This is a genomic window from Aeromonas sp. YN13HZO-058 (assembly GCF_001921245.1).
GTDB lineage: Bacteria > Pseudomonadota > Gammaproteobacteria > Enterobacterales > Aeromonadaceae > Aeromonas > Aeromonas allosaccharophila.
The window spans coordinates 95,060-121,889 of record NZ_MQSY01000022.1 but is presented as its reverse complement, the minus strand read 5'-3'; the positions used below and the strand labels follow the sequence as shown (position 1 = coordinate 121,889).

Genomic DNA, 26,830 nt, shown 5'->3' with positions numbered 1-26,830 from the left:
TACTAGGGGAGGTGCCTATGTTGAATAAAGATCTAGAAAAGACGCTGAACGAGGCGTTCAAACTGGCCCGTGACGAGCGCCACGAATTCATGACTGTCGAGCACCTGTTGTTAGCCCTTCTGGATAACAGTTCAGCCCATGAGGCGCTGAGCTCCTGTGGTGCCGATGTCGAGCAGATGCGCAAGGAGATCCGCGCATTTATCACTCAAACTACCCCGCTCATTCCGCGCGATGATGAAGATCGTGAAACCCAGCCGACACTGGGCTTCCAGCGCGTGTTGCAGCGTGCCGTCTTCCATGTGCAATCCTCCGGCAATACTGAAGTCAGCGGTGCCAACGTGCTGGTCGCTATCTTCAGTGAGCAGGAGTCACAAGCTGCCTATTTCCTGAAAAAAGCCGAGATCAGCCGTCTCGATGTCGTCAATTTCCTCTCCCACGGGGTGCGCAAGGATAACAAGCCGGATCTCGGTAGCAATAACAATCCCGAGTCTGATGATGATGTCTCGGCCGCCCAGATCGAGAGCTTTGCCACCAACCTGAACCAGCTGGTGCTGGAAGGGCGCATCGATCCGCTTATTGGTCGTGATCAGGAGCTCAACCGTACCATTCAGGTACTCTGCCGTCGTCGCAAGAACAACCCGCTGTTGGTGGGTGAAGCTGGCGTGGGCAAAACTGCCATTGCCGAAGGGCTTGCCTATCGCATCGTCAAGGGTGATGTGCCCGAGGTGATTGCGGGCAGCACCATCTATTCGCTGGATATGGGTTCTCTGCTGGCGGGCACCAAATACCGTGGTGATTTCGAGAAGCGCCTCAAGGTACTGCTCAAGCAGATTGAGCGTCAGGAAGGGGCCATCCTCTTTATCGACGAGATCCATACCATCATCGGGGCCGGCGCGGCATCCGGTGGTCAGCTGGATGCGGCCAACCTGATCAAGCCGCTGCTCTCCAATGGTTTGCTCCGCTGTGTGGGATCCACCACTTATCAGGAGTATGCCCAGATCTTCGAGAAAGACCGTGCGTTGGCGCGTCGCTTCCAGAAGATCGATATCGTCGAGCCGACTATCGATGACACCACTCGTATTCTGATGGGGCTCAAGAGCCGCTACGAGGCCCACCACGGCGTGCGCTACACCGCCAAAGCGATCCGGGCGGCTGCCGAGCTTTCTGCCAAGTACATCAATGATCGTCACTTGCCTGACAAGGCGATCGATGTGATCGACGAGGCGGGTGCTGGCCAGCGGTTGCTGCCAGCGAGCAAGCGCAAGAAAGTGATCAATGTGCAGGAAATTGAGTCCATCGTAGCCAAGATTGCCCGCATTCCTGAGAAATCAGTCTCCTCTTCTGATAAAGAGGTGCTGAAGCACCTGGAGCGCAATCTCAAGATGGTGGTCTTTGGTCAGGACAAGGCCATTGAGGTGCTGGCTGATGCGATCCGCCTGTCACGCTCGGGCCTTGGCAACGAGCGTCGCCCGGTTGGTTGCTTCCTGTTTGCCGGCCCTACCGGTGTCGGTAAAACAGAGGTGACCCAGCAGTTGGGTAAAGCATTGGGTGTCGAGATGCTGCGCTTTGATATGTCCGAATACATGGAACGCCATACCGTATCTCGCCTGATTGGTGCGCCTCCCGGCTATGTCGGGTTTGAGCAGGGTGGTTTGCTGACCGATGCGGTGATCAAGCATCCTCACTCGGTGGTGTTGCTCGACGAGATTGAGAAGGCTCACCCGGATGTGTTCAACCTGCTGTTGCAGGTGATGGACAACGGTACCCTGACCGATAACAACGGGCGCAAGGCAGATTTCCGTAATGTGATCCTGGTAATGACCACCAACGCCGGTGTGCAGGAGATCCAGCGCAAGTCGATTGGCTTCCAGCAACAGGATTTGAGCCACGATGCCATGGCGGTGATCAACAAGACGTTCAGTCCGGAGTTTCGTAACCGGCTTGATCACACCATCTGGTTCAACCATCTCGATATGACGGTGATCCATCAGGTGGTCGACAAGTTCATTGTCGAGTTGCAGGTTCAACTGGATGCGAAGGGAGTCTCTCTCGAGGTGTCCGAGCGTGCCCGCCACTGGTTGGCAGAGAAGGGATATGACAGAGCCATGGGTGCCAGACCGATGGGCCGGGTGATCCAGGAGCACCTCAAGAAACCCCTGGCCAACGAGATCCTGTTCGGTTCACTGGTTGACGGGGGGATAGTGAAGGTTGAGTTGGTAAATGACAGCCTCAGCTTTGATTTTCAGGTCAATGTTGAAGCTGTTTCCCACTAAGCGTCAGTGATCAGAAAACGACAAAAAACCCCAACCGACAGGTTGGGGTTTTTTGCTGAATTCCTGGCTTAGCGAGAGCGGAAAACAATACGTCCCTTGGAGAGATCGTAGGGAGTCAGTGCTACCGTTACTTTGTCTCCAGTCAGGATACGAATGTAGTTTTTGCGCATCTTGCCTGAAATATGAGCGATAACCACGTGACCATTCTCCAGTTCCACACGGAACATGGTATTGGGCAGGGTTTCGAGAATAGTGCCCTGCATCTCAATACTGTCTTCTTTAGCCATTGAATCCTCTTGATAAGCCACAACAAAAAACCGCTGGATCATGCCGGATTTAAGGCTATGTGTAAAGTTTACTCGGGCTTGGTGTCGATATTTTTCCATTCCCCCTGAATTAACAGCTCGTGAGGGAGGTAATTGCGCTTGTAATTCATCTTGCGGCACGCCTCCACCAGGTAGCCAAGATAGAGCCAGCTTCGCCCGGTTCGCCTGGCCAGATCAAGCTGGCAGAGGATCGCAAAAGTGCCCAGGGAGCGATCGGCATAGTCCGGATCGAAGAAGGTGTACATGGCGCTGAGGGAGTGGGGTAGCAGGTCTGTGGTGGCTACGCCGATAAGACGGCCCTCCTTGCGCATCTCCAGATAGAGCGGCGGCATCCAGTCACAATGGAGAAACCCGCGATACTGGCTGCGGTTGGGGGGATACATGCTGCCATCGTGATGGCGTTCACGGATATAGCGTTCGTAGAGCAGGTAATACTCGGGTTTGTCATCGTAGCTCAGGACGAGCTCGATATCTTTGTTGAGCTGGCGGATCCGCTTTTGACCACGGCTGGGACGAAAGTGCTCGCTGTGAATACGAAGGGACTGGCAGGCATGGCACGCCGGGCAGTGGGGACGATAGATGTCATTGCCACTGCGGCGAAAACCGGCTGTCAACAATCGCTCGTAGCCGTTGGCGTTGAGCAGATTGTGATCCATCAGCACCAGCAGCTGTTCCTGCTCATGATCCAGATAGCTGCAAGGATGCTTGGGGGTCAGCCCAACCTTGAGGATCACTTCTTCAGTCATAAGCTGATCTCTCCCTCTTGCCAGCAGGAAGCCAACAGTGGTTGATGGCCAAGGCGCGCCAGCTCGGCCAGAAAACGGGCCCTTGGCCACTCCTCGATACCCAGGGTCGCCAGAAACGGGTTCTGCATCTGGCAATCGATGAGGGTGCCTCGATGGCGAGCAAAATGGCGACAGAGTGCCACCATGGCCAGCTTGGCGCCGTTATCGATGCGGCTGAACATGGATTCACCGCAAAACAGTCGGCCGATAGAGAGGCCATACAGTCCCGCTTGCAGCTCTCCCTCCTGCCAGATCTCGATAGAGTGGGCATGACCCAGCCGGTGCAGTTGCTGGTAGGCCTCGATCATGGGTTGGCTGATCCAGGTGCCATCAGCGGTGCGACGAGGAGCGGCGCAGGCGGTGATGACTTCATTAAAGGCGCGATTGACGGAAATATCGAATGGGGTACGGCGGATAATCTTCTGCAATGTCCGCCCCACATGGAGTTGGTCTGGACGGATCACCCCGCGGGGATCCGGTGACCACCACAGGGTCGGCTGGTGGGGTTCATTCCACGGGAAGATCCCCTTGTGGTAAGCTGCCAGCAATCTGGCCGGGGAGAGGTCCCCGCCGATCGCCAGCAAGCCGTTGGGCTCTTCCAGCGCATGGCTGGGGTCGGGAAACCAGCAAAGCTCATCATCCAGTTGGGTAAGATAGCGAGACATAAGGCAACGAGGTTCATAGATGAAGGCCATTATCCTGATAGTATCCAGCTTGCTCTGCTTTGTCACGGCGCCCGCCGGGGCGGAAGTTTACCAGCGCAATACCGCGCGGCCGGTCAATCAGGTGGTGTTTGGCCAGGTCGAAACGGTGCGCAATATAACCCAGCGTCAGATCCTGGAGTCCGAGCACTCTGGCTGGAAGACGCTGGGCGGTGCCGTGCTGGGTGGCCTGCTTGGCAACCAGTTTGGCGGCGGTCATGGCCGTGAAATCGCCACCGCAGTCGGGGCGCTGGCGGGTGCTGCTGCCGCGCAGCAATACCAGTCCGGGGGAACCGTGGTGGAAAACAAGCTGGTAGAGCTGCTGATCCGCAACGAGCAAAATGCCCTTATCAACGTGATCCAGGATTATGATCCCGCCATGGTCTTTGCCAATGGGGACAAGGTACGCATTCTCTATTTCGATGATGGGGTGCGGGTCGACAAGACTTACTGACTGTCGACAGTCATGGTGATGGGGAGACTGTGGCAGGAAAGGAACCCGCAGACTCTCCTGCTGGAAAGTCTGTCGGGCGGTAATACACGGGACTGATGCCCTGAGGATTCAGATAGCAGTCTCTTGAGAGACTATCTTGTCGCGACCGGTGTTTTTTGCCTGATAGAGCAGCCGATCCGCTTCGCTCAGCGCCTCGTCCATGGATACCCGCCCGACGCTGATCACGCCGTAACTGGCGCGCACAAACAGCGGGGTCTCCGGTGACAGGGGTTGCTGGCGCAGCTGCTGACGCAGCCCTTCAAGACGCTTGATCAACACGGGGACGGTGCAGTGAGGCACCATCATGGCAAATTCCTCTCCGCCAAAGCGGGCAATCATGGCATCGGGGAAGAACTGGGTCAGTAGCCGGGTCAGGTGGCAAAGCAGTTGATCGCCGATGGCATGGCCCCAGTGATCGTTGACCTGCTTGAAGTGATCCACATCGAGCACACAGAGCGCGAGTTGTGTCTGCTGGCGTTGATGCTCTTCAAACCACTTCTGCCCTTCGTTGAACCAGTAACGCCGGTTGTAGAGACCGGTCAGGTAGTCACGATTGGCTGACTCCTGAATGCTGTTGAACTGTTCGAGCGCCTCCAGATTGTGGCTGACCCGGCACTGCAGCTCTTCCGGCTCGAACGGCTGGTTGAGAAAGTCGTTAGCGCCCTGCTTGAGGTAGCGAGCAGAGAGACCGCGCTTGTCCGAGACCGAGATCCCGATAATCGCGAGCTGCTGCTTGCTGTAACGTTCTCTCAGCATCCGCACCAGACTGATGCCATCGATATCCGGCATGTAGTAGTCGACCAGTGCCAGTCGAATGGCCGGGTGCTGCTCCAGCATCACCATCGCTTCACGGGCATGGGTTGCTTCATGCACCTGCAACAGCTGTTTGCGCAATTGGGCCATGGTGCGGTGGCGGGAGGTGCGTGAGTCATCGACCACCAGCACTTCGATGGACTGGTTGAGATAGAGGCGGTGCACCAGACTGACGGCATATTGCAGCGAGTGGCGCGAGTCCTTCATCACATAGTCCAACACGCCGGTTTCCAGCCAGGCGGCACGTTTATCCTCGCTGATGTCGGCAGTGAGGATCACCACCGGCAAACCCCGCTCCAGCAGCTCGTTCACCGCCTCGCCACGGGGAGCATCCGGCAAGGTCAAGTCCACCAGTGCGACCACATACTCCTCGCCCCGGCAGTGACGGGCACCTTCGAGGGTATCGAAGGCATCAATCTCGAGGCCAGTTTGCTGGGCAATGGCCTGAGTCAGCATACGGCGAATGGTCAGGCTATCTTCGACAATCAATATCTTCTGTTTCATTAGACTCCTTAAATGAAAAAAGGCATACCGATTGGTATGCCTTATATCACATCTTGCGCGCGTTTATTGTGCGTCGAGATAACGCTCGGCATCGAGGGCGGCCATGCAGCCGGTACCGGCGGAGGTGATGGCCTGACGGTAGTTGTGGTCGGCCACGTCACCGGCGGCAAACACCCCTTCAATGCTGGTCTGGGTGGCAAAACCCTCGAGCCCGCCACGTACCTTCAGATAGCCGTTTTGCATCTCCAGCTGGCCATCGAAGATCTGGGTATTGGGCTGGTGGCCGATGGCGATAAAGACGCCCATCAGCGGCAGCGCGCTGGTGCTGTTGTCCTGAGTGTTGCGCAGGCGTACACCGGTGACCCCCATCTGATCGCCCAGCACTTCGTCCAGAGTCTGGTGGGTGTGCAGCACGATGTTGCCGCTCGCGACCTTGTCGTGCAGACGCTTGATCAGGATCTTCTCGGCGCGGAATTCGTCGCGGCGGTGGATCAGGTGCACCTTCTTGGCGATGTTGGCCAGATACAAAGCCTCTTCAACAGCGGTGTTACCGCCGCCGATCACTGCCACTTCCTGATTGCGGTAGAAGAAACCGTCACAGGTCGCACAGGCAGAGACACCGCGGCCCTTGAAGGCCTCTTCGGAGGGCAGACCCAGATACTTGGCGGAGGCGCCGGTCGCGATGATCAGGGCATCGCAGGTGTATTCGCCGTTGTCGCCCTTGAGGCGGAATGGGCGTTGAGTCAATTCGACACTGTTGATGTGATCAAACAGGATACGGGTATCGAACTTCTCTGCATGGGCTTTCATACGCTCCATCAGCGCCGGGCCGGTCAGACCTTCCGGATCACCTGGCCAGTTCTCCACTTCGGTGGTGGTGGTCAGCTGACCACCTTGTTGCATGCCTGTGATGAGCAGGGGATTGAGGTTGGCGCGGGCGGCGTAGACGGCCGCGGTGTAACCGGCCGGGCCTGACCCTAAGATCAGCAATTTGCTGTGAGTGACTTGGCTCATGATGTAATTTCCGGGATGTGATGAGTTTGCGCGATTGTAGGTAATTCGTGATCCGCGGTCAAAGGCTGGTGAGTCGATTGCACTAATCGTGTGCGCAAGGGGTGACAGCGCGAAATAAAGGGATAAAAAAACCGCCCATCGCGGGCGGATTTTCACTCATCGTTGACTGGCGCAGGCCAGCGCAGATCAGTTCAGCAGGGTCAGGGCATCCGTATGGGCAAGGCCATGAGCCACGGCTACCTCCTTGCAGGTCAGCTTGCCATTCATCACGTTGAGGCCATGACGCAGGTGTACGTCTGACAACAGGGCGTCGCGGTAGCCTTGCTGGGCCAGCTTGATGATAAAGGGGAGGGTGGCATTGTTGAGCGCCACGGTCGAGGTGCGGGCCACCGCCCCCGGCATGTTGGCGACACAGTAGTGCACCACCTCATCGACGATAAACGTCGGATCTTCATGGGTGGTGGCGTGGGAGGTTTCCACACAGCCGCCCTGATCGATGGCCACATCGACGATGGCAGAGCCCGGCTTCATGCGCGCAATGTGGTCACGGCTGACAAGTTTTGGCGCAGTGGCACCCGGTACCAGCACGCCGCCGATGACCAGATCCGCGGCCAACAAATGGCGCTCCAGGGTCTCGCTGTTGGAGTAGACCACCTTGGCCGCGCCCTGGAACTCGTTATCGAGGCGGCGCAGGGTATCGACGTTGTTGTCGAGGATGGTCACATCCGCGCGCAGGCCAATGGCCATGCGGGCTGCATTGGAGCCGACCACGCCGCCGCCGATGATCACCACCTTGGCCGGCTCGACACCGGGTACGCCGCCGAGCAGCACACCGCTACCACCGCGCGATTTTTCCAGCGCCTGGGCACCGGCCTGAATAGACATGCGTCCGGCCACTTCCGACATGGGGGCCAGCAGTGGCAGGCCGCCACGGCCGTCGGTGACAGTTTCATAGGCGATGCAGATGGCGCCGCTTTGCAGCAGGGCTTCGGTCTGGGCCAAGTCTGGCGCCAGATGCAGATAGGTGAACAGGGTTTGACCCGGACGCAGCATGGCACATTCGACAGGCTGAGGTTCCTTGACCTTGACGATCATCTCGGCTTTGGCGAAAACCTCTGCTGCAGAGGCCAAAATTTCGGCACCAACAGCGATATAATCTGCATCGCTGAAGCCAATGCCGTTTCCGGCACCGCTTTGGACGAAAACAGTATGGTTTCGTGCTGTCAGTTCACGTACACTGGCCGGAACCATGCCTACGCGGTATTCATGGTTTTTTATCTCTTTAGGTACACCGATAATCATGCTATCCCTCGTCTATAGATTGGTGTTTCATGTTGCCAAAATGTTAACCAACATTTGCGCCTAGTATATTCAGGTATTGACAGGATTTGTGACCATAATTATAAAATGACTGGTGATTCTTACCAAAAAATAGCCAAAGGATGGAATAAAATGATGGAAGCTAAGAGTCGGCTAAAGGATTTGGACAGGATTGACCGCAACATTCTTAATGAACTGCAAAAGGATGGCAGGATTTCGAATGTTGAGTTGTCCAAACGAGTTGGCCTGAGTCCTACACCGTGTCTGGAACGGGTTCGTCGCCTCGAGCGACAAGGTTATATCGAAGGATATGCCGCTATTCTGAACCCTCATTATCTGGACGCATCTCTGCTGGTGTTTGTAGAGATAACCCTCAATCGCGGGGCGCCCGATGTATTTGAACAGTTCAACAAGGCTGTTCAGGTACTCGAAGAGATCCAGGAGTGTCATCTGGTCTCCGGTGACTTCGACTATCTGCTCAAGACCCGAGTCAGCGACATGTCGGCTTACCGCCGTCTGTTGGGGGAAACCCTGCTGCGTCTGCCCGGTGTCAACGACACCCGCACCTACGTGGTGATGGAAGAGGTCAAGCAGAGCAGTCGTCTGGTGATCAGCACCCGATAAAGCAGGTTATGCCGTGGTTTCTTTTCCATATGAGACACCATGACAGTCAGAAACGAGCGGCCGGTCCGCTCGTTTCTTCTTGTAAAGATAATTGCAAATATGGCCCCGTCCCATCAGGCTCTGGCTGACAATCGGTGGGCTTTTCGGGGATACTAGGCCCCCTTATTTCCTGCATTACATGTTTTCAGAAAGGAGCCGGAGTTTGGCCGATAAAAAGCTGTTTACTCCTTTATCAGGTACACAACGGATCTTCGAAGCCGTCTTGATCGCCATCACCCTGATGGCTGCTTATCTTCTGCTTGCCCTGTTGTCCTATCATCCCGCTGATCCCGGCTGGTCCCAGACCTCCTGGCAAGGGGAGGTGAAGAACCTCGCCGGTAGTGCCGGTGCCTGGCTCGCCGACATCACCATGTTTACCTTTGGGGCCTTCTCCTATCTGGTGCCGCCGCTGGTGGTACTGCTGGGCTGGAGTCTGTTCTGGCGCCCGAGCCGTCTGCTCGATGTGGATTACCTCACCCTGGGGGTGCGGATCATCGGCTTTATCCTGACCGTGCTCGGCATGTCGGCCATTGCCAGCATGAACTTCAACGATATGCAGAACTTCTCCGCCGGTGGTCTGGTGGGGGATGTGATCGCCTCCGCGGTGGTGCCGCTGTTTGGCGGCGTCGGAGCCAACCTGATGCTGCTCTGCTTCGTGGCAACCGGCATTACCCTTTTTACCGGCTGGTCCTGGCTCACTATCGTCGAACAGATCGGCGCGGCTTGCACCGGTTCGGTCAGCGCCGTTTACCACTTCCCGACCACCCTCGGCCGCTGGCTGACCGGTGGCTGGCGTCAACCTCGCAACGAGGGGCCGGACCCCTTGCTGGAAGGCGGGGTAGGGGCCATCGCGTTTGATGATGAGGAAGATGAGCCGCACACCAGCTGGACTCGCCGACCCAAGGCCAAGGATCAGAAGGCCGCCGCCGAAGAGTGGCTGCCGGAACTCGACGACGATACCTTCGAGTTCGACCCGCAGTTTGATGATGAAGATGACGAGCCGGCTCCGGCTGCCAAGCCGAAACGTGCGGTGGCGGCCGCCAATGGTCGTCGTCAGCCGGTACTGGCTGTGGCCGATGACGATGATGAAGACGATCTGGATCTGCCGTGGGCCGAAGGGGACGACGAGGTCGCCGCACCGGTTGCCGTCGCACCGACCAGACCCAAGCGTCGTCCGCAATCAACGATGCCCCCGTTGCCGAGCATCGAGCTGCTCGACCGTCCGCCTGCCAAGACCCAGATGATGAGCAAGGATGAGCTGGATCGCATGGGCCGTCTGGTAGAAGCCAAGCTCGCCGATTACAACGTGCAGGCCAAGGTGGTCGGTGTCTATCCGGGCCCGGTCATTACCCGTTTCGAGCTGGATCTGGCGCCGGGTATGAAGGCGAGCAAGATCACCAACCTGTCGCGCGATCTGGCCCGTTCCCTCTCTGCCAGCAGTGTGCGGGTGGTTGAGGTGATCCCGGGCAAGACCTTCGTCGGTATCGAGCTGCCCAACCGGGTGCGCCAGACCGTCTACCTGCGCGAGACCCTCGACTGCGATGCCTTCCGCGATAGCCGCAACCCGCTCACCATGGGCCTGGGTCAGGACATCGCAGGGGAGCCGGTGGTGGTGAACCTGGCCAAGATGCCACACTTGCTGGTGGCCGGTACCACAGGTTCCGGTAAGTCGGTAGGGGTGAACACCATGATCATCTCGATGCTCTACAAGTCATCCCCCGATGACCTGCGCTTCATCATGATCGACCCCAAGATGCTGGAACTCTCGGTCTACGAAGGGATCCCGCACCTGCTGACCGAGGTGGTGACCGATATGAAGGACGCCGCCAACGCTCTGCGCTGGTGCGTGGGCGAGATGGAGCGTCGTTACAAGCTGATGTCGGCAGTTGGCGTGCGTAACCTCAAGGGTTACAACGACAAGGTGTTGGCTGCCATCGAGGCGGGTGAGCCGCTGCTCGACCCGCTGTGGCGTCCGGGTGACTCCATGGATCAGATGCCGCCGGAGCTGGAGAAGCTGCCCCACATCGTGGTGGTGGTGGACGAATTTGCCGACATGATGATGATCGTCGGCAAGAAGGTGGAAGAGCTGATTGCCCGTATCGCCCAGAAGGCGCGGGCGGCCGGTATTCACCTCATTCTGGCGACCCAGCGTCCGTCGGTGGATGTGATTACCGGTCTTATCAAGGCCAACATCCCGACCCGTATTTCGTTCCAGGTGTCGAGCAAGATCGACTCGCGCACCATCATCGATCAGGGCGGGGCCGAATCCCTGCTCGGCATGGGCGACATGCTCTACATGCCGTCCGGTACCTCCAACCCGACCCGGGTACACGGTGCGTTCGTCGATGACCACGAAGTGCACAAGGTGGTGGCGGACTGGAAACTGCGCGGCGAGCCGAACTACATCGAGGAAATCCTCTCCGGTGAGTCGGGTGGCGAAGGTGGCAGCGGCGAATACGGCGGCGGTGGCGATGAAGAGCTCGACCCCCTGTTCGACGAAGCGGTCGCCTTTGTGGTGGAGTCCCGCCGTGGCTCGACCTCCAGCGTCCAGCGCAAGTTCAAGATTGGGTACAACCGGGCCGCCCGTCTCATCGAGCAGATGGAGAATCAGGGCATCGTCAGCTCACCGGGTGGCAATGGTCAGCGCGACGTGCTGGCACCGCCGCCGGTGCGGGACTAAGCCTCACCGTTTCATTCTATCCCTGGCCATGCCCTCCGCGGGCGTGGCCTTTTATCGAGAGCGTTTTTATGAAGAGCGTGATGAAAAAACAACTGTTGATGGGTACCGTGCTGCTGATGGCCAGCAGTCAGGTGTGGGCCGATGCGGCCAGCGATCTCAAACAGAAGCTGGCGGGTGTCAGCCTCTTCTCCGCCAAATTTGCCCAGACCGTCTATGACAGCAAGGGCAAGGAGCTGCAAAAGGCCAGCGGCGATCTGCTGGTACAACGCCCGAACCGTTTCAACTGGCACACCACCTCGCCGGATGAGAGCCTGATCGTGGCCGATGGTCAGGATGTCTGGGTCTATGATCCTTTCGTCGAGCAGGTCACCGCCCTCAAGCTGAAAGATGCGGTGCTCAACACTCCCTTTATTCTGATTGCCGGCAATGACGACAAGTTCTGGAAGAACTATGACGTGACCCAACAGGGGGATGTCTATACCGTCACCAGCCGCAACAAGGATGAGCTGATCGCCTCCTTCCGCGTCACCTTCGATCGGGCCAACAACATCAGCCGTTTCGATGTGAAAGAGGCGCAAGGGCAGTGGAGCGAATTCACCCTGAGCAGCTTCAATCGCAAGCCGGTGCTCAAGGGCAACGAATTTGTTTTCAAGATCCCCAAGGGGGTCGAGCTGGACGACCAGCGCTGATGAGCCCGCGGTCGTTGGATTGCTCGCCACTGCGCCAGTCAAAGGCGGGTGGCGTGACGCTGGGTGGTCAATACCGATGAGCAACCTCTTGTTGGATTTCTCGTCGGACCGTTTTTCCATGGCGGTATCCGTGATACTGAACGGTCAATACAGATGAGCAACTTGTCGCTGGATTTCTCATCGGACTTTCGTCCGCTGGCGGCCCGGATGCGGCCACAAAACCTCGACCAGTATATCGGTCAGCAACATATCCTGGGGGCTGACAAGCCCCTGCGCAAAGCCATTCTGGCAGGTCACTGCCACTCGATGATCCTGTGGGGGCCGCCCGGTACCGGCAAGACTACGCTGGCGGAGTTGATGGCTCACTACTGCCAGGCGGAGGTGGAGCGGCTCTCTGCGGTCACCTCCGGCATCAAGGAGATCCGCGCCGCCATCGACAAGGCGAATGAGAACAGCTGGCGCGGGGTTCGCACCATTCTGTTTGTGGATGAGGTGCACCGTTTCAACAAGAGCCAGCAGGATGTGTTCCTGCCTCACATCGAAGATGGCACCATCACTTTTATCGGTGCCACCACTGAAAACCCCTCGTTCGAACTCAACAACGCACTGCTCTCCCGGGCTCGGGTCTATCTGCTCAAGCGACTGGAAGAGAGCGACATCCTCGCCATGCTCGATCAGGCGATGACCGATCCCCGTGGTCTCAATGATCCGGCACTCACCTTCGCCCCCGGCGTCAAAGAGGCGCTGGCCAAGGCGGTGGATGGGGACGGGCGCAAATCCCTCAACTATCTGGAGCTGCTGGCCGACATGGCCGAAACCGATAGCGCAGGGGCTCGGGTGATCGACAGCGGTCTGCTCGCTGCCGTGGTGGGGGAGCACGTGGCCCGCTTCGACAAGGGGGGGGATCACTTCTACGACCTCATCTCGGCGGTGCACAAATCCATTCGCGGTTCGGCGCCGGATGCGGCGCTCTACTGGTATGCCCGCATGGTGAGTGCCGGTTGCGATCCGCTCTATATTGCCCGCCGCTTGCTGGCGATTGCCTCGGAAGATGTGGGCAATGCCGATCCCCGTGCCATGCAGGTCGCCCTGTCGGCCTGGGATTGTTTCCATCGGATCGGTCCGGCGGAAGGGGAGCGGGCCATCGCCCAAGCGATCGTCTATCTCGCCTGCGCCCCGAAAAGCAATGCGGTCTATACCGCTTGGAAGGCGGCACTCCATGATGCCAAAAACCTCCCTGACTTCGAGGTGCCGGTACACCTGCGCAATGCTCCGACCAAACTGATGAGCGATCTGGGCTATGGCGCCGAGTACCGTTACGCCCATGACGAGCCAGGCGCCTATGCCGCGGGCGAGGAGTACTTCCCCCCCGAACTGGCTGGCAAGCAGTACTACCAGCCCACCGATCGCGGTCTGGAAAAGCAGATCGGCCAGAAGCTCGACTACCTCCACGAACTGGACCGGCAGAGCCCGCAAAAACGGGGTCGCTAGTCGCGAGTTTTCTCCTGCTGGATGAAAAGTGGTCAGACACCGTAAAAATGGGGTGTCTGACCCCACAAGTCGGCAAAAACGACCCCAATAGTCCCTGTTCGGGCGGGGGGGCGGTCTGCTACACTGCCCGTCTGACCCCGTTGGTTTCGGCCTGATACCATCTTCTTGATTTCGAAGGCCCGATTCTGAACACGATTGGGGTGCGCCAACCGATGTTAACTTCCGGATCTGTTTCCCAGCCCGTCATGATGACTCAGGCCCAGATCCCATTTTAAAAAAGTAGGTAAACCATGCTGGATCCCAAATATCTGCGCAGCGATATCGAAGAGGCTGCCGCTCGTCTGGCGACACGCGGTTACGTTCTGGACGTAGCGGCTGTCAACGCTCTGGAAGAGAAACGCAAGGATCTGCAGTCCCGTACCCAGGAGCTGCAGGCCGAGCGCAACGCCCGCTCCAAATCCATCGGTGAAGCTGCCCGTCGTGGTGAAGATGTTGCCCCGCTCAAGGCCGAAGTGACCAAGATCAACGACGAGCTGGAAACCAGCAAGGTCGAGCTGGATGCCCTGCTGGCCCAGCTGAAAGCCATCGCCGACGCCATCCCCAACCTGCCGAGCGAGACTACTCCGGTGGGGCGTGACGAGAACGACAACGTGGAAGTGCGCCGCTGGGGTACCCCGCGTCAGTTCAGCTTCCCGGTGCGTGATCACATCGATCTCGGTGAAGCGGCCAAGGGCGTAGACTTCAAGAATGGCGTCAAGCTCTCAGGTGCCCGTTTCGTGGTGATGAAGGGGCAGATTGCCCGCCTGCACCGCGCGCTGGCCCAGTTCATGCTGGATCTGCACACCCTGCAGCACGGTTATACCGAATGCTACGTCCCTTATCTGGTCAACCCGGATAGCCTCTATGGCACCGGCCAGTTGCCCAAGTTCTCCCAGGATTTGTTCAATACCGGGATTGAGGGCGAAGGGGAAGATGAAGGCAAGATGCGCAAGTTCTCGCTGATCCCGACCTCCGAAGTGCCGCTCACCAACATGGCCCGCGACGAGATCTTCGACGAGCAGGAACTGCCGATCAAGATGACCGCCCACAGCCCCTGCTTCCGCTCCGAAGCGGGCTCCTACGGTCGTGATACCCGTGGTCTCATCCGTATGCACCAGTTCGACAAGGTCGAGATGGTTCAGCTGGTTCACCCGGAGCAATCCTGGGAAGCGCTGGAAGAGATGGTGGGTCACGCCGAGAAGGTGCTGCAACTGCTGGAACTGCCGTATCGCGTGATGGCACTCTCTACCGGTGACATGGGCTTCTGCGCCGCCAAGACCTACGATCTGGAAGTGTGGCTGCCAGCCCAGAACACCTACCGCGAGATCTCCTCTGTCTCCAACTGCACCGACTTCCAGGCGCGCCGCATGCAGGCTCGCGTGCGCATCGACGGCAAGCCGCAGCTGCTGCACACCCTGAACGGCTCCGGTCTGGCGGTGGGTCGTACTCTGGTCGCGGTGATGGAGAACTACCAGCAGGAAGATGGCCGCATCGCCATCCCGGCTGCGCTGCAATCCTACATGGGTGGCCTGACCCACATCGGGTAAGCTCACACCGCTGACCACAACGCCATGGCATTGCCATGGCGTTGTGCATTCTGGCGCCGGTCAACCGTTTTAGTGCTGAAAAAATGCGGCTTTTCGGCGCCGCTTTGAACAGTTAACACATTTTTATCAAGCAATGCGCAATCGTTTTTGTTAGACTGCGCCGCAATTTCGCAGGACATCTTTTTCTATGGTCTGGATTGATTACGCCATCATCGGCATCGTCGGTTTTTCTGCTCTCATCAGCCTGGTGCGCGGCTTCGTCAAGGAGGCCATGTCTCTTGTCACCTGGTTTATCGCCTTCTTTATTGCCAGCCATTTCTATCCCGATCTCGCCGTCTATTTCACCTCGTTCTCCGACGCGCTGGTGCGCAACGGTCTGGCCATCGCCGCCCTGTTTGTGGCGACCCTGATCCTCGGCAGCGTGGTCAACTATGTGGTGGGCCTGTTGGTGGACAAGACGGGTCTCTCCGGTACCGATCGGGTGCTGGGGGTCTGCTTCGGTGCAATTCGCGGGGTGCTGATCGTCAGTGCCCTGCTTTTTTTCATGGATACCTTCACCAGCCTCTCCCAGAGCGACTGGTGGGTGGCGTCCAAGCTGGTGCCGGAGTTCAAGCCGGTGATCCAGTGGTTTTTCGGGTTCATGTTGAACTCATCCAGTTTTCTTAAACAGGTATAGTGACTTCGAGGTAGCAAAGACATGTGTGGTATTGTCGGTATAGTTGGCACCACCCCCGTCAATCAGGCCCTCTACGACGCCTTGACGGTGTTGCAGCACAGGGGACAGGATGCCGCCGGGATCGTGACCATTGAGAGTGGAAACTTCCGGCAACGCAAGGCCAATGGCCTGGTGAAGGACGTGTTTGAAGTGCGCCACATGCAGCGTCTGCAAGGGAACATCGGCATAGGTCATGTCAGATATCCCACCGCAGGCAGCTCAAGTGCCGCTGAAGCCCAACCTTTTTATGTGAACTCGCCTTACGGCATGGTGCTGGCCCATAACGGCAACCTCACCAACGCCAAGGAGCTCAAGGAGCAGCAGTTCAAGGTCGCCCGCCGCCACATCAACACCACATCCGACTCGGAAGTGTTGCTGAACGTACTGGCCCACGAGCTTGATCGCTGCGACAAGATGGCGCTGCGCCCCGAAGATATCTTCGCTGCGGTGCGCAGAACCCATCAGCAGATCCGCGGCGCCTATGCGGTGGTCTCGCTGGTGATTGGCCATGGCCTCATCGGCTTTCGTGATCCCAACGGCATTCGCCCGCTGATCCTCGGTCGTCGTCAGGACGAGCAGGGTCAGGTGGAGTACATGCTCGCCTCCGAGAGCGTGGCGCTCGACGCCATCGGTTTCGAGACGGTGCGGGATATTGCGCCGGGTGAAGCCATCTACATCACCGAGCAGGGCCAGCTCTTCTCCGAGCAGTGTGCGGAGAACCCGCAGATGAGCTCCTGCATCTTCGAATATGTCTACTTTGCCCGTCCCGATTCGTGCATCGACAAGGTCTCGGTCTACGCTGCCCGCCTCAACATGGGTCGCAAGCTGGGTCAGAAGATTGCTCGCGAGTGGGAAGATCTCGACGTCGATGTGGTTATCCCCATCCCCGAGACCTCCTGTGACGTGGCGCTGGAGATCGCTCACACCCTCGACCTGCCATACCGTCAGGGCTTCGTGAAGAACCGCTACATCGGTCGTACCTTCATCATGCCGGGCCAGACCCAGCGCAAGAAGTCGGTGCGTCGCAAGCTCAACGCCATCGGCTCCGAATTCAAGGGCAAGAAGGTGTTGCTGGTGGATGACAGCATAGTGCGCGGTACCACGTCCGAGCAGATCATCCAGATGGCCCGTGAAGCAGGGGCAGCCAAGGTCTACTTCGCCTCGGCAGCGCCGGAAATCCGCTTCCCCAATGTCTACGGTATCGACATGCCCACCGCCAACGAGCTGATTGCCCATGGCCGTGAAGTGGAAGAGGTGTGCAAGCTGATCGGTGCCGATGGCCTGATTTTCCAGGATCTGGAAGATCTGGAAGAAGCTGTGCGGGAGATCAACCCGGATCTGCGTCACTTCGAGACCTCGGTGTTCAACGGCCACTACGTCACCTCCGACGTGGATCAGTCCTATCTGGATCACCTCAACGCCCTGCGCAACGATGACACCAAAGCGGTGCGTGAATGGCAGGAAGGCACCAGCAATCTGGAAATTTTTAACGAAGGCAGTTAAACGTTTGCGGTTTTGCCGGATGGGATAGCGAGATGGGGGCCAGTGGCCCCCATTGTCGTTTCTGCCGCGCACCGGCAGAAGGAGGAGGGGATATCTGTTTGAAAAATATCCGTTTATCGTGCCGGATATGGGCATAGCCAGCGGGATCCGCTAGCATAGGTGGCAACATATATGACCGATACGCTTTTAACCGGCGTGTTTAACAAACGAGAGTTCAGATGGATGATCTGCTAGCCCCAGTGCGCCAGTTTTTGCAGTGCAAGACCCCGGATGAGTGGGTGGAGATGGCGCGGGATCCGGCCCGTTTGCCGACCCTGCTCATCGATCACGCCAACTGCGAGACCAAGGCCGCACTCACCGCCCACAGTCTGGTGCGCCGCTACTGCCTGCCCAAGGGCAAGCGCCATCTGCTGCCCAAGCTGGAGTTTTATCGCGAGCTGGATGCCATTCCGGAGAAGGCCGAGATCCTGGGCAAACGCAGCATGGGGGAGTCTGATCGCACCGTCTTTGCCGAGCTGGAACGCAATCCGCTGCTGTTTCCCATGGTGCGGCTCATTCAGGAGGAGCTGCATCACTTCGAGCAGGTGCTGGAGATCATGCAGGCCCGCGGCATCGAGTACGGGCCGGTGACGGCCTCTCGCTATGCCCGCCAATTGATGCAGCATGTGCGCACCCATGAACCGGCCACCATCGTCGATAAGATGATCATCGGCGCCTACATCGAGGCCCGCTCCTGCGAGCGCTTTGCCAAGCTGGCGCCCCATCTGGACGAAGAGCTGAGCCGCTTCTATGTCTCTTTGCTGCGCTCCGAGGCGCGCCATTATCAGGATTACCTGAGCCTGGCCGAACAGTATGCAGGGGAGGATATCAGCGAGCGGGTGGCCTTCTTTGGCAAGCTGGAAGCCGAGCTTATCTGCTCGCCAGATCCGCAGTTCCGGTTCCATAGCGGCCTGCCTGTCACATCTGACAGTTGTTGACGCACAGGGGGCAAACTACTATTGCCCTGTTCCTACTACGAGCGACAAGTAGTTACTTTTGAGCGCAATTCCCGGCCCCGAGCCGGGATCTTTTTTTCTGCCGTACGTCCTTCCTGCATTTGGCGCTCTATGCTGAATCCCTGGCTATTTTTGCGTCTTCCCCTTGCGATGAAATCCTGTTCGATCAGCCGGTTATTGTGGCGATAAAGTGCTCATTCAGGTGGCTCACCCTTGTAGAAACGGGCGAAACCGTGTACTTTTTTGCCTTCGCAAGATTTGAATAACCAATCAATAGGAGCGTGTATGCGCATTGTTCTGTTGGGGGCTCCGGGCGCCGGCAAAGGTACCCAGGCTCAGTTCATCATGGAAAAACACGGTATTCCCCAGATCTCCACCGGCGACATGCTGCGTGCGGCGATCAAAGCGGGCACCGAGCTCGGTCTGAAAGCCAAAGCTGTGATGGACGCAGGTCAGCTGGTCTCTGACGACATCATCATCGGTCTGGTCAAAGAGCGCATCGCTCAGCCGGATTGCGCCAAAGGCTTCCTGTTGGACGGTTTCCCGCGCACCATTCCCCAGGCGCAAGCCATGAAGGATGCCGGTGTTGTGGTTGATTTCGTGTTGGAGTTTGCTGTGCCGGACGAAGAGATCGTCAAGCGCATGAGCGGCCGTCGCGTTCACTCCGGCTCCGGCCGTACCTACCACGTGGTGTTCAACCCGCCGAAAGTGGAAGGCAAGGATGACGTGACCGGTGAAGATCTGGTGATCCGCGCCGACGACGAAGAGACCACAGTGCGCAAGCGTCTGGATGTATATCATCAGCAGACCGCGCCGCTGATCGGTTTCTACGGCAAAGAGGCGGAAGCGGGCCACACCCGTTACGTCAAGATCGACGGCACCCAGCCGGTTGATCAGGTCAGCAAGCAGCTTGCCACCATTCTGGGCTGATCTTTGCTGCCGGCACAGTTTCCCGTGCCATCAGATAAATAAAGAGAAGGGCCCTGCGGGGCCCTTTTTGCATAATGACAGATAGACAGGAAGCCAACGTGACCACGAAAACCGGAATATTGCTGGTCAATCTGGGTACCCCAGCCGCACCAACCACCGCTGCCGTCAAAGCGTTCCTCAGCCAGTTCCTGCACGATCCCCGTGTGGTGGACCTGCCCCGTTACCTCTGGTGCCCGCTGCTCCACTTCATCATCTTGCCGACACGCTCGCCCAAAGTGGCCAAGCTCTATCAGCAGGTGTGGACCGAGCAGGGCTCGCCGCTGATGGTGATAAGCAAGCAGCAGCGCGCTGCGCTGGAGCAGGAGCTCAAGCGGGAGGGGGTCGAGGTGCCGGTGGAGCTGGCGATGACCTATGGTTCCCCGTCAGTGAATGATGGCTGGCAGGCGCTCAAGGCCAAAGGGGTCAACCGGGTGATCCTGTTGCCGCTCTATCCGCAATATTCGGTCAGTACCACCGCCTCGGTCTTCGATGCTTGGGGCAAGGCGATGAAGAAAGAGCGCAATCTGCCGGTGGTGCGGCTCATTCGTGATTATCACGCCCATCCCGAATACATTCAGGCGCTGGCCATGAGCGTGCGCCGTCACTGGGAGCAGCACGGCCAGGGTGATCATCTGCTGATGTCGTTCCACGGTATTCCCGAGCGCTATGAGAACGAAGGGGACCCCTATGGTCACCAGTGTCGTCACACCGCCACCCTGCTGGCCGAAGCACTCGGGCTGGCGGCCGGGCAGTGGACGGCCAGCTTCCAGTCCCGCTTTGGCAAGGAGGAGTGGCTCAAACCCTACACCGACGTGACCATCGCCGGTATGCCAGCAGCGGGCATCAAGCGGCTCGATGTGATTTGCCCGGCCTTTGCCGCCGATTGCCTCGAAACCCTCGAGGAAATTCAGGTACAGAACCGGGAGATCTTCATGGAGGCCGGTGGCGAGCGGTTTGAATATATTGCGGCCCTCAACAGCGATCAGGCCCATATCCGGATGATGGTCTCGCTCATCTGCCGCGAACTGGCATGAGTGACCGACAGTCAGTCAAACAAGGAGTCGAGTCATGGTACATATCACACTGATTTACGCAGGCCTGCTGGGGCTGCTGTTTCTGGGGCTCTCCTTCTGGGTGGTCAGACGCCGCGCCCAGTTCGGGGTGATGATAGGGCAGGGGGAAGCCCCCGAGCTGCTGGCGGCGATCCGGGCCCACGGCAACTTCGCCGAGTATGTGCCGCTGACCCTGCTGCTGATGGCGCTGTGCGAGATTTCCGGTGCCGGTGCGCTCTGGCTGCATGCCGGTGGCGCCATGCTGCTGGCTGGTCGCATCCTTCATGCCATCGGCATCCAGATCCCCAAAGCCCCCAATGTGCCCCGTTTTCTGGGTACCTTGCTGTTCTGGCTCGCCCTCGGACTCTTCTCGGTGCTGGCCCTGTTGCAGGGCGTGGCGACACTCTGAAAGCTGGCCGCATTTTTGTACTTCAGAACCACCCCGGGCGGGGTGGTTTTTTTATGGTGAAAGGGCAAACGTTTTTCCTTGCAGCCCTTGTCTATACTGACTCCATTATTTAAACAGGGCGACTTTTCGGGACGGCGGATTGTGTTAAAATCCCGCCCCTCTTTCCCCCAGAGCACAGAACATTGCCATGAAATTTCCCGGTCAGCGCAAGTCCAAACACTACTTCCCTGTCGACAGACGCGATCCCCTGGTGCCGCAAAATCCCCTGTTAACCGAGCTGGGCAAAGCCTACGTGGTCGGGATTGATCAGACCCTGGTTGATATCGAAGCCCATGTGGATGAAGCGTTTCTGACCCGTTATGGTCTGAGCAAGGGGCACTCCGTCGTCATCAACGACGACGTGGCCGAACGCATTTATGACGAGCTCAAGACCAACAACATGGTGGTGAGCGAGTTTGCCGGTGGCACCATCGGCAACACGGTACACAACTACTCTGTGCTGGCCGATTCCCACTCCATCCTGTTGGGTGTGATGAGCCAGGACATTCGCATCGGCTGCTACGCCTACCGCTATCTGTGCAACACCTCTTCCCGCGTCAATCTGGACTATCTGCAGCCGGTTGATGGCCCTATCGGCCGTTGCTTCACCTTCATCACCGAGTGCGGCGAGCGCAGCTTCGGCATCAATGCCGGCAAGATGAACCAGCTGGATGTGCAGCACATTCCGGAGGATGTGATCAAGGGGGCCTCTGCACTGGTGATCACCGCCTATCTGGTGCGTGGTGATGATGGTGATCCGATGAAAGAGGCCGCGATGGCAGCCGTCCGTTACGCTCGCGAGGCCGGTATTCCCGTGGTGCTGACCCTGGGCACCCGTTTCGTCATCGATGAAAATCCCCAGTGGTGGCGCGACTTCATTGCCGAGAACGTGACCGTGCTGGCGATGAATGAAGACGAGGGTGAAGCCCTGACCGGCATCGCTGATCCGCTCGGTGCGGCCGACAAGGCGCTCGACTGGGCCGACATGGTGCTCTGTACCGCAGGCCCCATCGGTCTCTACATGGCGAGCTACACCGACGAGGATTACAAGCGCGAGACCACCCATACCTTGCTGCCTGGCGTGATCCCCGAGTTCAACATGTATGAGTTCAGCCGCCCGATGGCCCGCGCCAAGTGCCGCAAACCGGCCCGGATCTACTCCCACATCTCCCCGTACATGGGTGGCCCGGAGAAGATCAAAAACACCAACGGGGCAGGGGATGGCGCGCTCTCTGCCGTGCTGCACGACATGGTTGCCAACTCCTATCACCGGATGAATGTGCCCAACTCCGCCAAGCACACCTCCGAGTTCCTGACCTACTCCTCACTGGCCCAGGTGTGCAAATATGCCAACCGTGTCAGCTACGAGGTGCTGGCCCAGAGCAGCCCCCGTCTCTCCCGCGGTTTGCCGGAGAAAGAGGACAGCCTGGAAGAGGTTTACTGGGAGCGTTGATCTCCTGAATCTGCAAGGCGCCTCCATCGGGAGGCGTTTTTGCAGGCTAATGGGGGTTATCCCGGCTTTTTTCCAGTAATAACCCCAATATGCTTGAGTCCATGTCGCTTTTGCGACACCATTTGGCCATCGTATTGTCGCCCGACAATGCCGCAGCACCCGAAAGAAAGAGAGAATCCCATGAGCATGCTTAACGACAACCTTGACGCCAATTTCCAACTGTTTATCGAACAAGTCCGCGAGTCGGGTCAGGTGTGGGGTCTGCGCTATGGGGAAGACTGGGTCGTCTGCCGCTCCGCCGAATTTGAAGACGCCGACGTGATGCCGCTCTGGTCTGCCGAAGAGGACGCCCGTCTGCACTGCGTCGACGAGTGGGCCGATTACGAGCCGGAAGTGATCGATCTGGAAGAGTTTCTCGATATCTGGATCAACGATCTGGATGAAGATGATGTGCTGGTCGGCCCGAACTGGAACGCCGATCTGGAAGGTCAGGAGCTCGAACCCATCGAGCTGGCCAAGGCACTGGTTGAACTGGACGCCTGAAAGCGCCTCCATTGATGGCCTGAACGTACAGGCCATCAAGATAAAGACCGATATTCGTTCAGGATACCGGTCTTTTTTATGGTCGAATATCCAGATTGATGAGTTAAAAGCCGATTTGCCTTTGCACCTGTCAGGGGGATGGTCCATCATCAACCTTTTGCCAAGGGAGGAGCGCCATGTTTGTATTCGACGTAACGGGAGCTGCGGGTGAGAAGGCCAGCATTCGGGTGCAGGCACTGGACTGGGCGCAAGCCGGGCCTGTGACCTTCCAGTGCGATGCCGATCAGCTGGCGGTCGTGCTCCTGAGCGGTTGTCGTTGCGATGCAGTGGGCTTTTTCAATCTGCTGGCGGGCTGCAAACCCCTCTATATCGAGCAGTGGCTCAGCTATCTGCAGGAGAGCGGCCGCATTGGCAAATGGAGCCATCAGACCGAGAGTCCCGCCGATGGGGAGTATCTGGCCAGAGCAGGTCTGGAGCACGATGAGCTCAATACCCTGCTTGGCCAGGTTTATCAGGTGGCGGGGTTCAATCGCCTGCAAATCAACCGTTACCTCAAGAATCGCCACAACCCCACCACGCTGGCGACCCGTTACGATCAAAAAGAGCTGGAGCGCTATCGCCAGCTCAATGACATCATTCTGACCCTTTTGAAGCTGAAGCATCCTCAGTAAAGAGCCCCAGCTGGCTGATATCCGGTCGCAGCGGTTGCGGCCGGGCGATCAGATAACCCTGCAAACCGTCCACGTACATCCCCTGCAGCAGCTGTTTCTGGCCAAGCTGTTCCACCCCCTCGGCAATCACCTGACACCCCATCCGATGTGATACATCGACGATCATCCGCACGAATTGCTGGTTGGTCTGATCCTGCTCCAGCCCGGTAATAAGGGCGGGATCCAGCTTGATGTAGTCGGGCTTGAGCTCGCGAAACAGGGTGAAGGAGCCGATCCCCTTGCCGAAGTTGGCGATAGCCGAACGGCTGCCGTTGCGGCGCAGCAGTTCAAACACCCGCTTGGCGCCGGTCAGGTTGCGCTCCAGATGCTCCTCATCCAGTTCGAACACCAGATTGGCGCTGGTATTGGGATCTTTGAGCAACTGGCGGTCAAGCCAGATCAGGAAGGTACTGTTTTGCAGCAGGTTGGGGGAGAGGTTGATCCCCCAGCGACTCTGGTTGGCACCAAAGGCCCGGTACTGACGCATGATGTGGGTAATGACCAGCTGCTCCAGCCGCATCACCATATCCAGCCGCTGCGCCATGGCAAACAGGGTGTCGGTGGGCAGAGCTGTGCCGTCGTTGCCGCTGAAGCGGGTGTAGATCTCGTTGTAGGCCAGCATGCTGCGGTGCAGCGGCTGGATCGGCTGGTAGGTAAAGCTGAGCCGCTCCTGCGCCAGCACTTCGGTCAGCACCTCGCGCCAGTGGTGTTGCCCCTGCAGATCGGAGACGTTGTCATCCTGCTGGATAGCCCAGCCGTTGATGGTCTCGGTTTGGGCGCGGGCCAGCGCCAGATCCGCTCTGGCCAGTACCGCTTCGATTTGCTGACCGCTGCTGAGCTTGGTGAGGCCGGAGTATGCGGTGCTCTCCAGCTCGTGCTGATCCTGATAGTGATCGAAAGCCGCTTTCAAATCCTGCCCCAGCAGATGGGGGGGGATATTGGCCACCGGCTGCACCAGCACGGCGAAATCGGCCCCCGAAATACGATAGACCTGATTACCCGGGAAGCGGCTCACCACCCGCTTGATGAGGGCGGCCATGTCTTTGATATAGGCATCACCAGACTGGAAGCCGCGCTGGGCGTTGATCTTGCCAAGTTCGGTGGCGCGGATCAGCACCAGGGTGGCGGTCTGGGTGTCCTGATCCCGCTGCAGCAACTCGGTCATGTCGCGGCGAAAGGCGTGGCGGTTGAGTAGCTGGGTCAGCTCATCGGTGGTGGCCAGATTGCTCAATTCGGTCAGCTGGCGATGGGCGCTCTGCTCGGCGCTTTCGAACTGCTCCAGCAGTTGTTGCAGCACCTCGCGGGAGGCGGGCTCATCGAGCTGGGAGGGATCCCGGCTTCTGAGCGCCTTGACCCAGGTGAGCTCCTGATGCTGGAGCAGGCCATCCAGGGTACGAATGGCCAGCATCAGCAGCAGGATCATGCCAAGCAGTGTGGTGGCCACAATAATGGCCAGGGTGAGCGGTGTGCTCTGAAGGGCCAACCAAACTGCTTGCAGTAGCAGCAGGGGTATGGTCACTATGGTGGCGATGAGAAACAGGGAACGTCCGAGCTTGTGAACCATCTTGTCATCCTTGAAGTGGCTGCTTTATGGGGGAATTTTAACCAAGCTGGCGGAGCAAAGCATGCTATTCCTCGCAACTTGGTTAAAAGGGTCAATTGGGATCGGTTAAATGTGAGTGAAACCACTTTCACAGCTACCGAATCAGGCGAAGATGAGTTGAAAATAGATCAAACAAGGCAGAGGTAAATCATGTTGTTAGAGCCCGAAAATAGTGCCAAAGCACGACAATTACTGAACCAGAGTATGGCACTGGTGCTGGCGGGAGGGCGTGGCAGTCGCCTGAAACAGTTGACCGACAACCGCGCCAAGCCTGCCGTCCATTTCGGTGGCAAATTCCGGATCATTGATTTTGTGCTCTCCAACTGTATCAACTCGGGGATCCGCCGCGTTGGTGTAGTCACTCAATACAAATCTCACAGCCTGCTGCGTCACCTGCAATCGGGCTGGTCCTTCCTGCGTTACCAGATGAACGAATTCATCGACCTGCTCCCGGCCCAGCAACGGGTGGACGAGGTGCACTGGTATCGCGGCACCGCCGATGCCATCTATCAGAACGTCGATATCATCCGTGACTATGGCCCTAAATACATAGTGGTGCTGGCGGGGGATCACATCTACAAGATGGACTACGCCGCCATGCTGCTCGATCACGTGCGCCTTGGCGCCAAGGTGACGGTGGCCTGTATCGAGGTGCCAAGAGCCGAGGCATCCGCCTTCGGGGTGATGGACATCGACGAGCAGCGCAAGATCCGCGCCTTTGTCGAGAAACCGGCCAATCCGCCCGCCATGCCGGGTTGCGAGGATCGTTCGCTGGCCTCCATGGGGATCTACATCTTCGAGGCGGAGTACCTCTATCAACTGCTGGAGGAGGACATTCTCAATCAGGACTCCAAACACGACTTCGGCATGGATCTGATCCCCCGCATCGTGGAGGAGGGGCTGGCGTTTGCGCACCCCTTCAGCATGTCCTGTGTCGGCGCCCGCGAGGGGCAAAAACCCTACTGGCGTGACGTGGGCACCCTGGATTCGTTCTGGGAAGCGAACATGGATCTCGCCTCCGTGTTGCCCGAGCTCGATATCTACGATCAGAACTGGCCCATCTGGACCAGCCAGACCCTGACGCCACCGGCCAAGTTTGTGCAGGACCGCAATGGTCAGCACGGCATGACCATCAACTCCATGTTCTCGGGCGGCACCATCGTCAGCGGGTCGTTCGTGCTCAACTCGGTGCTCTTTACCAATGTGCGGGTGCACTCTTTCTGCACCCTGGATCAGGCCATCATCTTCCCCGGGGTCGAGATCGGTGCCGGTTGCCGTCTGCGCCGGGTGGTGGTGGATAAAGGGTGTGTGCTGCCCGATGGGCTGGTGGTGGGCGAAAACGCCGATGAGGATAGCCGCCGCTTCTACCGCTCCGAGCAGGGGATCGTGCTGGTGACCAAGGAGATGCTGGACAAGCTGGTTTGAGGAAGGTCCTTGAAACTGTGTCAGACGCTGTAATGCAAAGGGAGCCAAATTGGCTCCCTTTTTCATCCGGGTGAAT

The 26,830-nt window shown here is 58.2% G+C and carries 25 protein-coding genes; 17 read left to right on the top strand and 8 right to left on the bottom strand.

Annotated features, from left to right (window positions below):
- Window positions 1-17: 17 nt before the first annotated feature.
- On the top strand, window positions 18-2,273 hold the full coding sequence (clpA, locus tag BSP75_RS04865; protein WP_075112409.1) for an ATP-dependent Clp protease ATP-binding subunit ClpA: 2,256 nt from the start codon (window positions 18-20) through the stop codon (window positions 2,271-2,273).
- 68 nt (window positions 2,274-2,341) lie between these two features.
- Here clpA and infA read toward each other — a convergent pair whose 3' ends face one another.
- The 3 genes from infA to aat all read right to left on the bottom strand — a co-directional run bounded on the left by infA (window position 2,342) and on the right by aat (window position 4,049).
- Window positions 2,342-2,560: a translation initiation factor IF-1 gene (infA, locus tag BSP75_RS04860; RefSeq protein WP_005300033.1), complete on the bottom strand. Its 219-nt coding sequence runs from the start codon at window positions 2,558-2,560 to the stop codon at window positions 2,342-2,344.
- Window positions 2,561-2,628: 68 nt separating this feature from the next.
- The gene (locus tag BSP75_RS04855) at window positions 2,629-3,345 is read right to left on the bottom strand and encodes an arginyltransferase (RefSeq protein WP_075112408.1); all 717 of its coding nucleotides are present in this window, start codon (window positions 3,343-3,345) and stop codon (window positions 2,629-2,631) included.
- On the bottom strand, window positions 3,342-4,049 hold the full coding sequence (aat, locus tag BSP75_RS04850) for a leucyl/phenylalanyl-tRNA--protein transferase (RefSeq protein WP_075112407.1): 708 nt from the start codon (window positions 4,047-4,049) through the stop codon (window positions 3,342-3,344). Before aat ends, BSP75_RS04855 begins: the two co-directional genes overlap by 4 nt.
- A gap of 19 nt (window positions 4,050-4,068) precedes the next feature.
- On the opposite strand from aat, the gene BSP75_RS04845 reads away from it, so the two are divergent.
- Window positions 4,069-4,539 carry a glycine zipper 2TM domain-containing protein gene (locus tag BSP75_RS04845; RefSeq protein ID WP_005337104.1) on the top strand — a complete coding sequence of 157 codons (471 nt, stop codon included), beginning with the start codon at window positions 4,069-4,071 and terminating at the stop codon, window positions 4,537-4,539.
- 108 nt (window positions 4,540-4,647) lie between these two features.
- Here the strand turns inward: BSP75_RS04845 and BSP75_RS04840 are convergent, their stop codons facing one another.
- From BSP75_RS04840 to ald, 3 genes are all read right to left on the bottom strand, one after another.
- Window positions 4,648-5,895 carry a diguanylate cyclase gene (locus BSP75_RS04840; RefSeq protein WP_058051776.1) on the bottom strand — a complete coding sequence of 416 codons (1,248 nt, stop codon included), beginning with the start codon at window positions 5,893-5,895 and terminating at the stop codon, window positions 4,648-4,650.
- A gap of 63 nt (window positions 5,896-5,958) precedes the next feature.
- Entirely contained in the window at window positions 5,959-6,909 is a 951-nt protein-coding gene (trxB, locus tag BSP75_RS04835) for a thioredoxin-disulfide reductase (protein WP_075112406.1), read from the bottom strand.
- 186 nt (window positions 6,910-7,095) lie between these two features.
- Window positions 7,096-8,211 carry an alanine dehydrogenase gene (gene ald, locus BSP75_RS04830; RefSeq protein ID WP_042657883.1) on the bottom strand — a complete coding sequence of 372 codons (1,116 nt, stop codon included), beginning with the start codon at window positions 8,209-8,211 and terminating at the stop codon, window positions 7,096-7,098.
- A 150-nt stretch (window positions 8,212-8,361) separates the two neighbouring features.
- Between ald and lrp the strand changes: the two genes are divergently transcribed.
- The 5 genes from lrp (at window position 8,362) to serS (ending at window position 15,338) form a co-directional block, all read left to right on the top strand.
- Window positions 8,362-8,853: a leucine-responsive transcriptional regulator Lrp gene (gene lrp / locus BSP75_RS04825; RefSeq protein WP_005300047.1), complete on the top strand. Its 492-nt coding sequence runs from the start codon at window positions 8,362-8,364 to the stop codon at window positions 8,851-8,853.
- 202 nt (window positions 8,854-9,055) lie between these two features.
- Window positions 9,056-11,572 carry a DNA translocase FtsK 4TM domain-containing protein gene (locus BSP75_RS04820; protein ID WP_075112405.1) on the top strand — a complete coding sequence of 839 codons (2,517 nt, stop codon included), beginning with the start codon at window positions 9,056-9,058 and terminating at the stop codon, window positions 11,570-11,572.
- Between the two features lie 80 nt (window positions 11,573-11,652).
- The gene (lolA, locus tag BSP75_RS04815) at window positions 11,653-12,261 is read left to right on the top strand and encodes an outer membrane lipoprotein chaperone LolA (protein WP_042063852.1); all 609 of its coding nucleotides are present in this window, start codon (window positions 11,653-11,655) and stop codon (window positions 12,259-12,261) included.
- 153 nt (window positions 12,262-12,414) lie between these two features.
- Entirely contained in the window at window positions 12,415-13,752 is a 1,338-nt protein-coding gene (locus BSP75_RS04810) for a replication-associated recombination protein A (protein WP_148140616.1), read from the top strand.
- A 290-nt stretch (window positions 13,753-14,042) separates the two neighbouring features.
- The gene (serS, locus tag BSP75_RS04805) at window positions 14,043-15,338 is read left to right on the top strand and encodes a serine--tRNA ligase (RefSeq protein ID WP_042657885.1); all 1,296 of its coding nucleotides are present in this window, start codon (window positions 14,043-14,045) and stop codon (window positions 15,336-15,338) included.
- A gap of 2 nt (window positions 15,339-15,340) precedes the next feature.
- Here the strand turns inward: serS and BSP75_RS21775 are convergent, their stop codons facing one another.
- A complete protein-coding gene (locus BSP75_RS21775) occupies window positions 15,341-15,517 on the bottom strand; it encodes a hypothetical protein (protein WP_162626921.1) in 177 nt (58 codons plus the stop codon).
- Between the two features lie 8 nt (window positions 15,518-15,525).
- Between BSP75_RS21775 and BSP75_RS04800 the strand changes: the two genes are divergently transcribed.
- From BSP75_RS04800 to BSP75_RS04760, 9 genes are all read left to right on the top strand, one after another.
- Window positions 15,526-16,014 (top strand): CvpA family protein, encoded by a 489-nt coding sequence (locus tag BSP75_RS04800; protein WP_042657886.1) that lies wholly within the window; start codon window positions 15,526-15,528, stop codon window positions 16,012-16,014.
- 21 nt (window positions 16,015-16,035) lie between these two features.
- Window positions 16,036-17,556, top strand: coding sequence for an amidophosphoribosyltransferase (gene purF, locus BSP75_RS04795; protein WP_058051778.1), 1,521 nt, complete (start codon window positions 16,036-16,038; stop codon window positions 17,554-17,556).
- Window positions 17,557-17,774: 218 nt separating this feature from the next.
- Complete coding sequence (gene miaE, locus BSP75_RS04790) at window positions 17,775-18,533, top strand: tRNA isopentenyl-2-thiomethyl-A-37 hydroxylase MiaE (protein WP_075112404.1); 759 nt, start codon at window positions 17,775-17,777, stop codon at window positions 18,531-18,533.
- 303 nt (window positions 18,534-18,836) lie between these two features.
- A complete protein-coding gene (gene adk, locus BSP75_RS04785; RefSeq protein ID WP_042657889.1) occupies window positions 18,837-19,481 on the top strand; it encodes an adenylate kinase in 645 nt (214 codons plus the stop codon).
- A gap of 98 nt (window positions 19,482-19,579) precedes the next feature.
- Window positions 19,580-20,554, top strand: a complete 975-nt coding sequence (gene hemH / locus BSP75_RS04780) for a ferrochelatase (protein ID WP_075112403.1) — start codon at window positions 19,580-19,582, stop codon at window positions 20,552-20,554.
- Window positions 20,555-20,588: 34 nt separating this feature from the next.
- Window positions 20,589-20,981 carry an MAPEG family protein gene (locus tag BSP75_RS04775; protein ID WP_075112402.1) on the top strand — a complete coding sequence of 131 codons (393 nt, stop codon included), beginning with the start codon at window positions 20,589-20,591 and terminating at the stop codon, window positions 20,979-20,981.
- A gap of 187 nt (window positions 20,982-21,168) precedes the next feature.
- A complete protein-coding gene (locus BSP75_RS04770) occupies window positions 21,169-22,473 on the top strand; it encodes an inosine/guanosine kinase (protein WP_058051782.1) in 1,305 nt (434 codons plus the stop codon).
- A 180-nt stretch (window positions 22,474-22,653) separates the two neighbouring features.
- Window positions 22,654-23,016, top strand: a complete 363-nt coding sequence (locus BSP75_RS04765) for a DUF2750 domain-containing protein (RefSeq protein ID WP_005337077.1) — start codon at window positions 22,654-22,656, stop codon at window positions 23,014-23,016.
- A gap of 176 nt (window positions 23,017-23,192) precedes the next feature.
- Window positions 23,193-23,687: a hypothetical protein gene (locus tag BSP75_RS04760; protein ID WP_075112401.1), complete on the top strand. Its 495-nt coding sequence runs from the start codon at window positions 23,193-23,195 to the stop codon at window positions 23,685-23,687.
- On the opposite strand, the gene BSP75_RS04755 is transcribed toward BSP75_RS04760, so the two are convergent.
- Complete coding sequence (locus BSP75_RS04755; protein WP_075112400.1) at window positions 23,650-25,290, bottom strand: GGDEF domain-containing protein; 1,641 nt, start codon at window positions 25,288-25,290, stop codon at window positions 23,650-23,652. The genes BSP75_RS04760 and BSP75_RS04755 overlap by 38 nt on opposite strands.
- Window positions 25,291-25,479: 189 nt before the next feature.
- Here BSP75_RS04755 and glgC point away from each other — a divergent pair, with 189 nt between their 5' ends.
- Window positions 25,480-26,754 (top strand): glucose-1-phosphate adenylyltransferase, encoded by a 1,275-nt coding sequence (glgC, locus tag BSP75_RS04750; protein ID WP_042063835.1) that lies wholly within the window; start codon window positions 25,480-25,482, stop codon window positions 26,752-26,754.
- Window positions 26,755-26,830 lie beyond the last annotated feature (76 nt).

Coding starts and splice junctions, on each gene's coding strand:
- trxB (WP_075112406.1), bottom strand. CDS start 6,909: ATGAGCCAAGTCACTCACAGCAAATTGCTGATCTTAGGGTCAGGCCCG.
- glgC (WP_042063835.1), top strand. CDS start 25,480: ATGTTGTTAGAGCCCGAAAATAGTGCCAAAGCACGACAATTACTGAAC.
- ald (WP_042657883.1), bottom strand. CDS start 8,211: ATGATTATCGGTGTACCTAAAGAGATAAAAAACCATGAATACCGCGTA.
- BSP75_RS04800 (WP_042657886.1), top strand. CDS start 15,526: ATGGTCTGGATTGATTACGCCATCATCGGCATCGTCGGTTTTTCTGCT.
- BSP75_RS04810 (WP_148140616.1), top strand. CDS start 12,415: ATGAGCAACTTGTCGCTGGATTTCTCATCGGACTTTCGTCCGCTGGCG.
- infA (WP_005300033.1), bottom strand. CDS start 2,560: ATGGCTAAAGAAGACAGTATTGAGATGCAGGGCACTATTCTCGAAACC.
- lrp (WP_005300047.1), top strand. CDS start 8,362: ATGATGGAAGCTAAGAGTCGGCTAAAGGATTTGGACAGGATTGACCGC.
- BSP75_RS04765 (WP_005337077.1), top strand. CDS start 22,654: ATGAGCATGCTTAACGACAACCTTGACGCCAATTTCCAACTGTTTATC.
- BSP75_RS21775 (WP_162626921.1), bottom strand. CDS start 15,517: ATGTCCTGCGAAATTGCGGCGCAGTCTAACAAAAACGATTGCGCATTG.
- BSP75_RS04770 (WP_058051782.1), top strand. CDS start 21,169: ATGAAATTTCCCGGTCAGCGCAAGTCCAAACACTACTTCCCTGTCGAC.
- aat (WP_075112407.1), bottom strand. CDS start 4,049: ATGTCTCGCTATCTTACCCAACTGGATGATGAGCTTTGCTGGTTTCCC.
- BSP75_RS04845 (WP_005337104.1), top strand. CDS start 4,069: ATGAAGGCCATTATCCTGATAGTATCCAGCTTGCTCTGCTTTGTCACG.
- clpA (WP_075112409.1), top strand. CDS start 18: ATGTTGAATAAAGATCTAGAAAAGACGCTGAACGAGGCGTTCAAACTG.
- lolA (WP_042063852.1), top strand. CDS start 11,653: ATGAAAAAACAACTGTTGATGGGTACCGTGCTGCTGATGGCCAGCAGT.
- BSP75_RS04775 (WP_075112402.1), top strand. CDS start 20,589: ATGGTACATATCACACTGATTTACGCAGGCCTGCTGGGGCTGCTGTTT.
- purF (WP_058051778.1), top strand. CDS start 16,036: ATGTGTGGTATTGTCGGTATAGTTGGCACCACCCCCGTCAATCAGGCC.
- BSP75_RS04840 (WP_058051776.1), bottom strand. CDS start 5,895: ATGAAACAGAAGATATTGATTGTCGAAGATAGCCTGACCATTCGCCGT.
- BSP75_RS04855 (WP_075112408.1), bottom strand. CDS start 3,345: ATGACTGAAGAAGTGATCCTCAAGGTTGGGCTGACCCCCAAGCATCCT.
- BSP75_RS04760 (WP_075112401.1), top strand. CDS start 23,193: ATGTTTGTATTCGACGTAACGGGAGCTGCGGGTGAGAAGGCCAGCATT.
- serS (WP_042657885.1), top strand. CDS start 14,043: ATGCTGGATCCCAAATATCTGCGCAGCGATATCGAAGAGGCTGCCGCT.
- BSP75_RS04755 (WP_075112400.1), bottom strand. CDS start 25,290: ATGGTTCACAAGCTCGGACGTTCCCTGTTTCTCATCGCCACCATAGTG.
- adk (WP_042657889.1), top strand. CDS start 18,837: ATGCGCATTGTTCTGTTGGGGGCTCCGGGCGCCGGCAAAGGTACCCAG.
- miaE (WP_075112404.1), top strand. CDS start 17,775: ATGGATGATCTGCTAGCCCCAGTGCGCCAGTTTTTGCAGTGCAAGACC.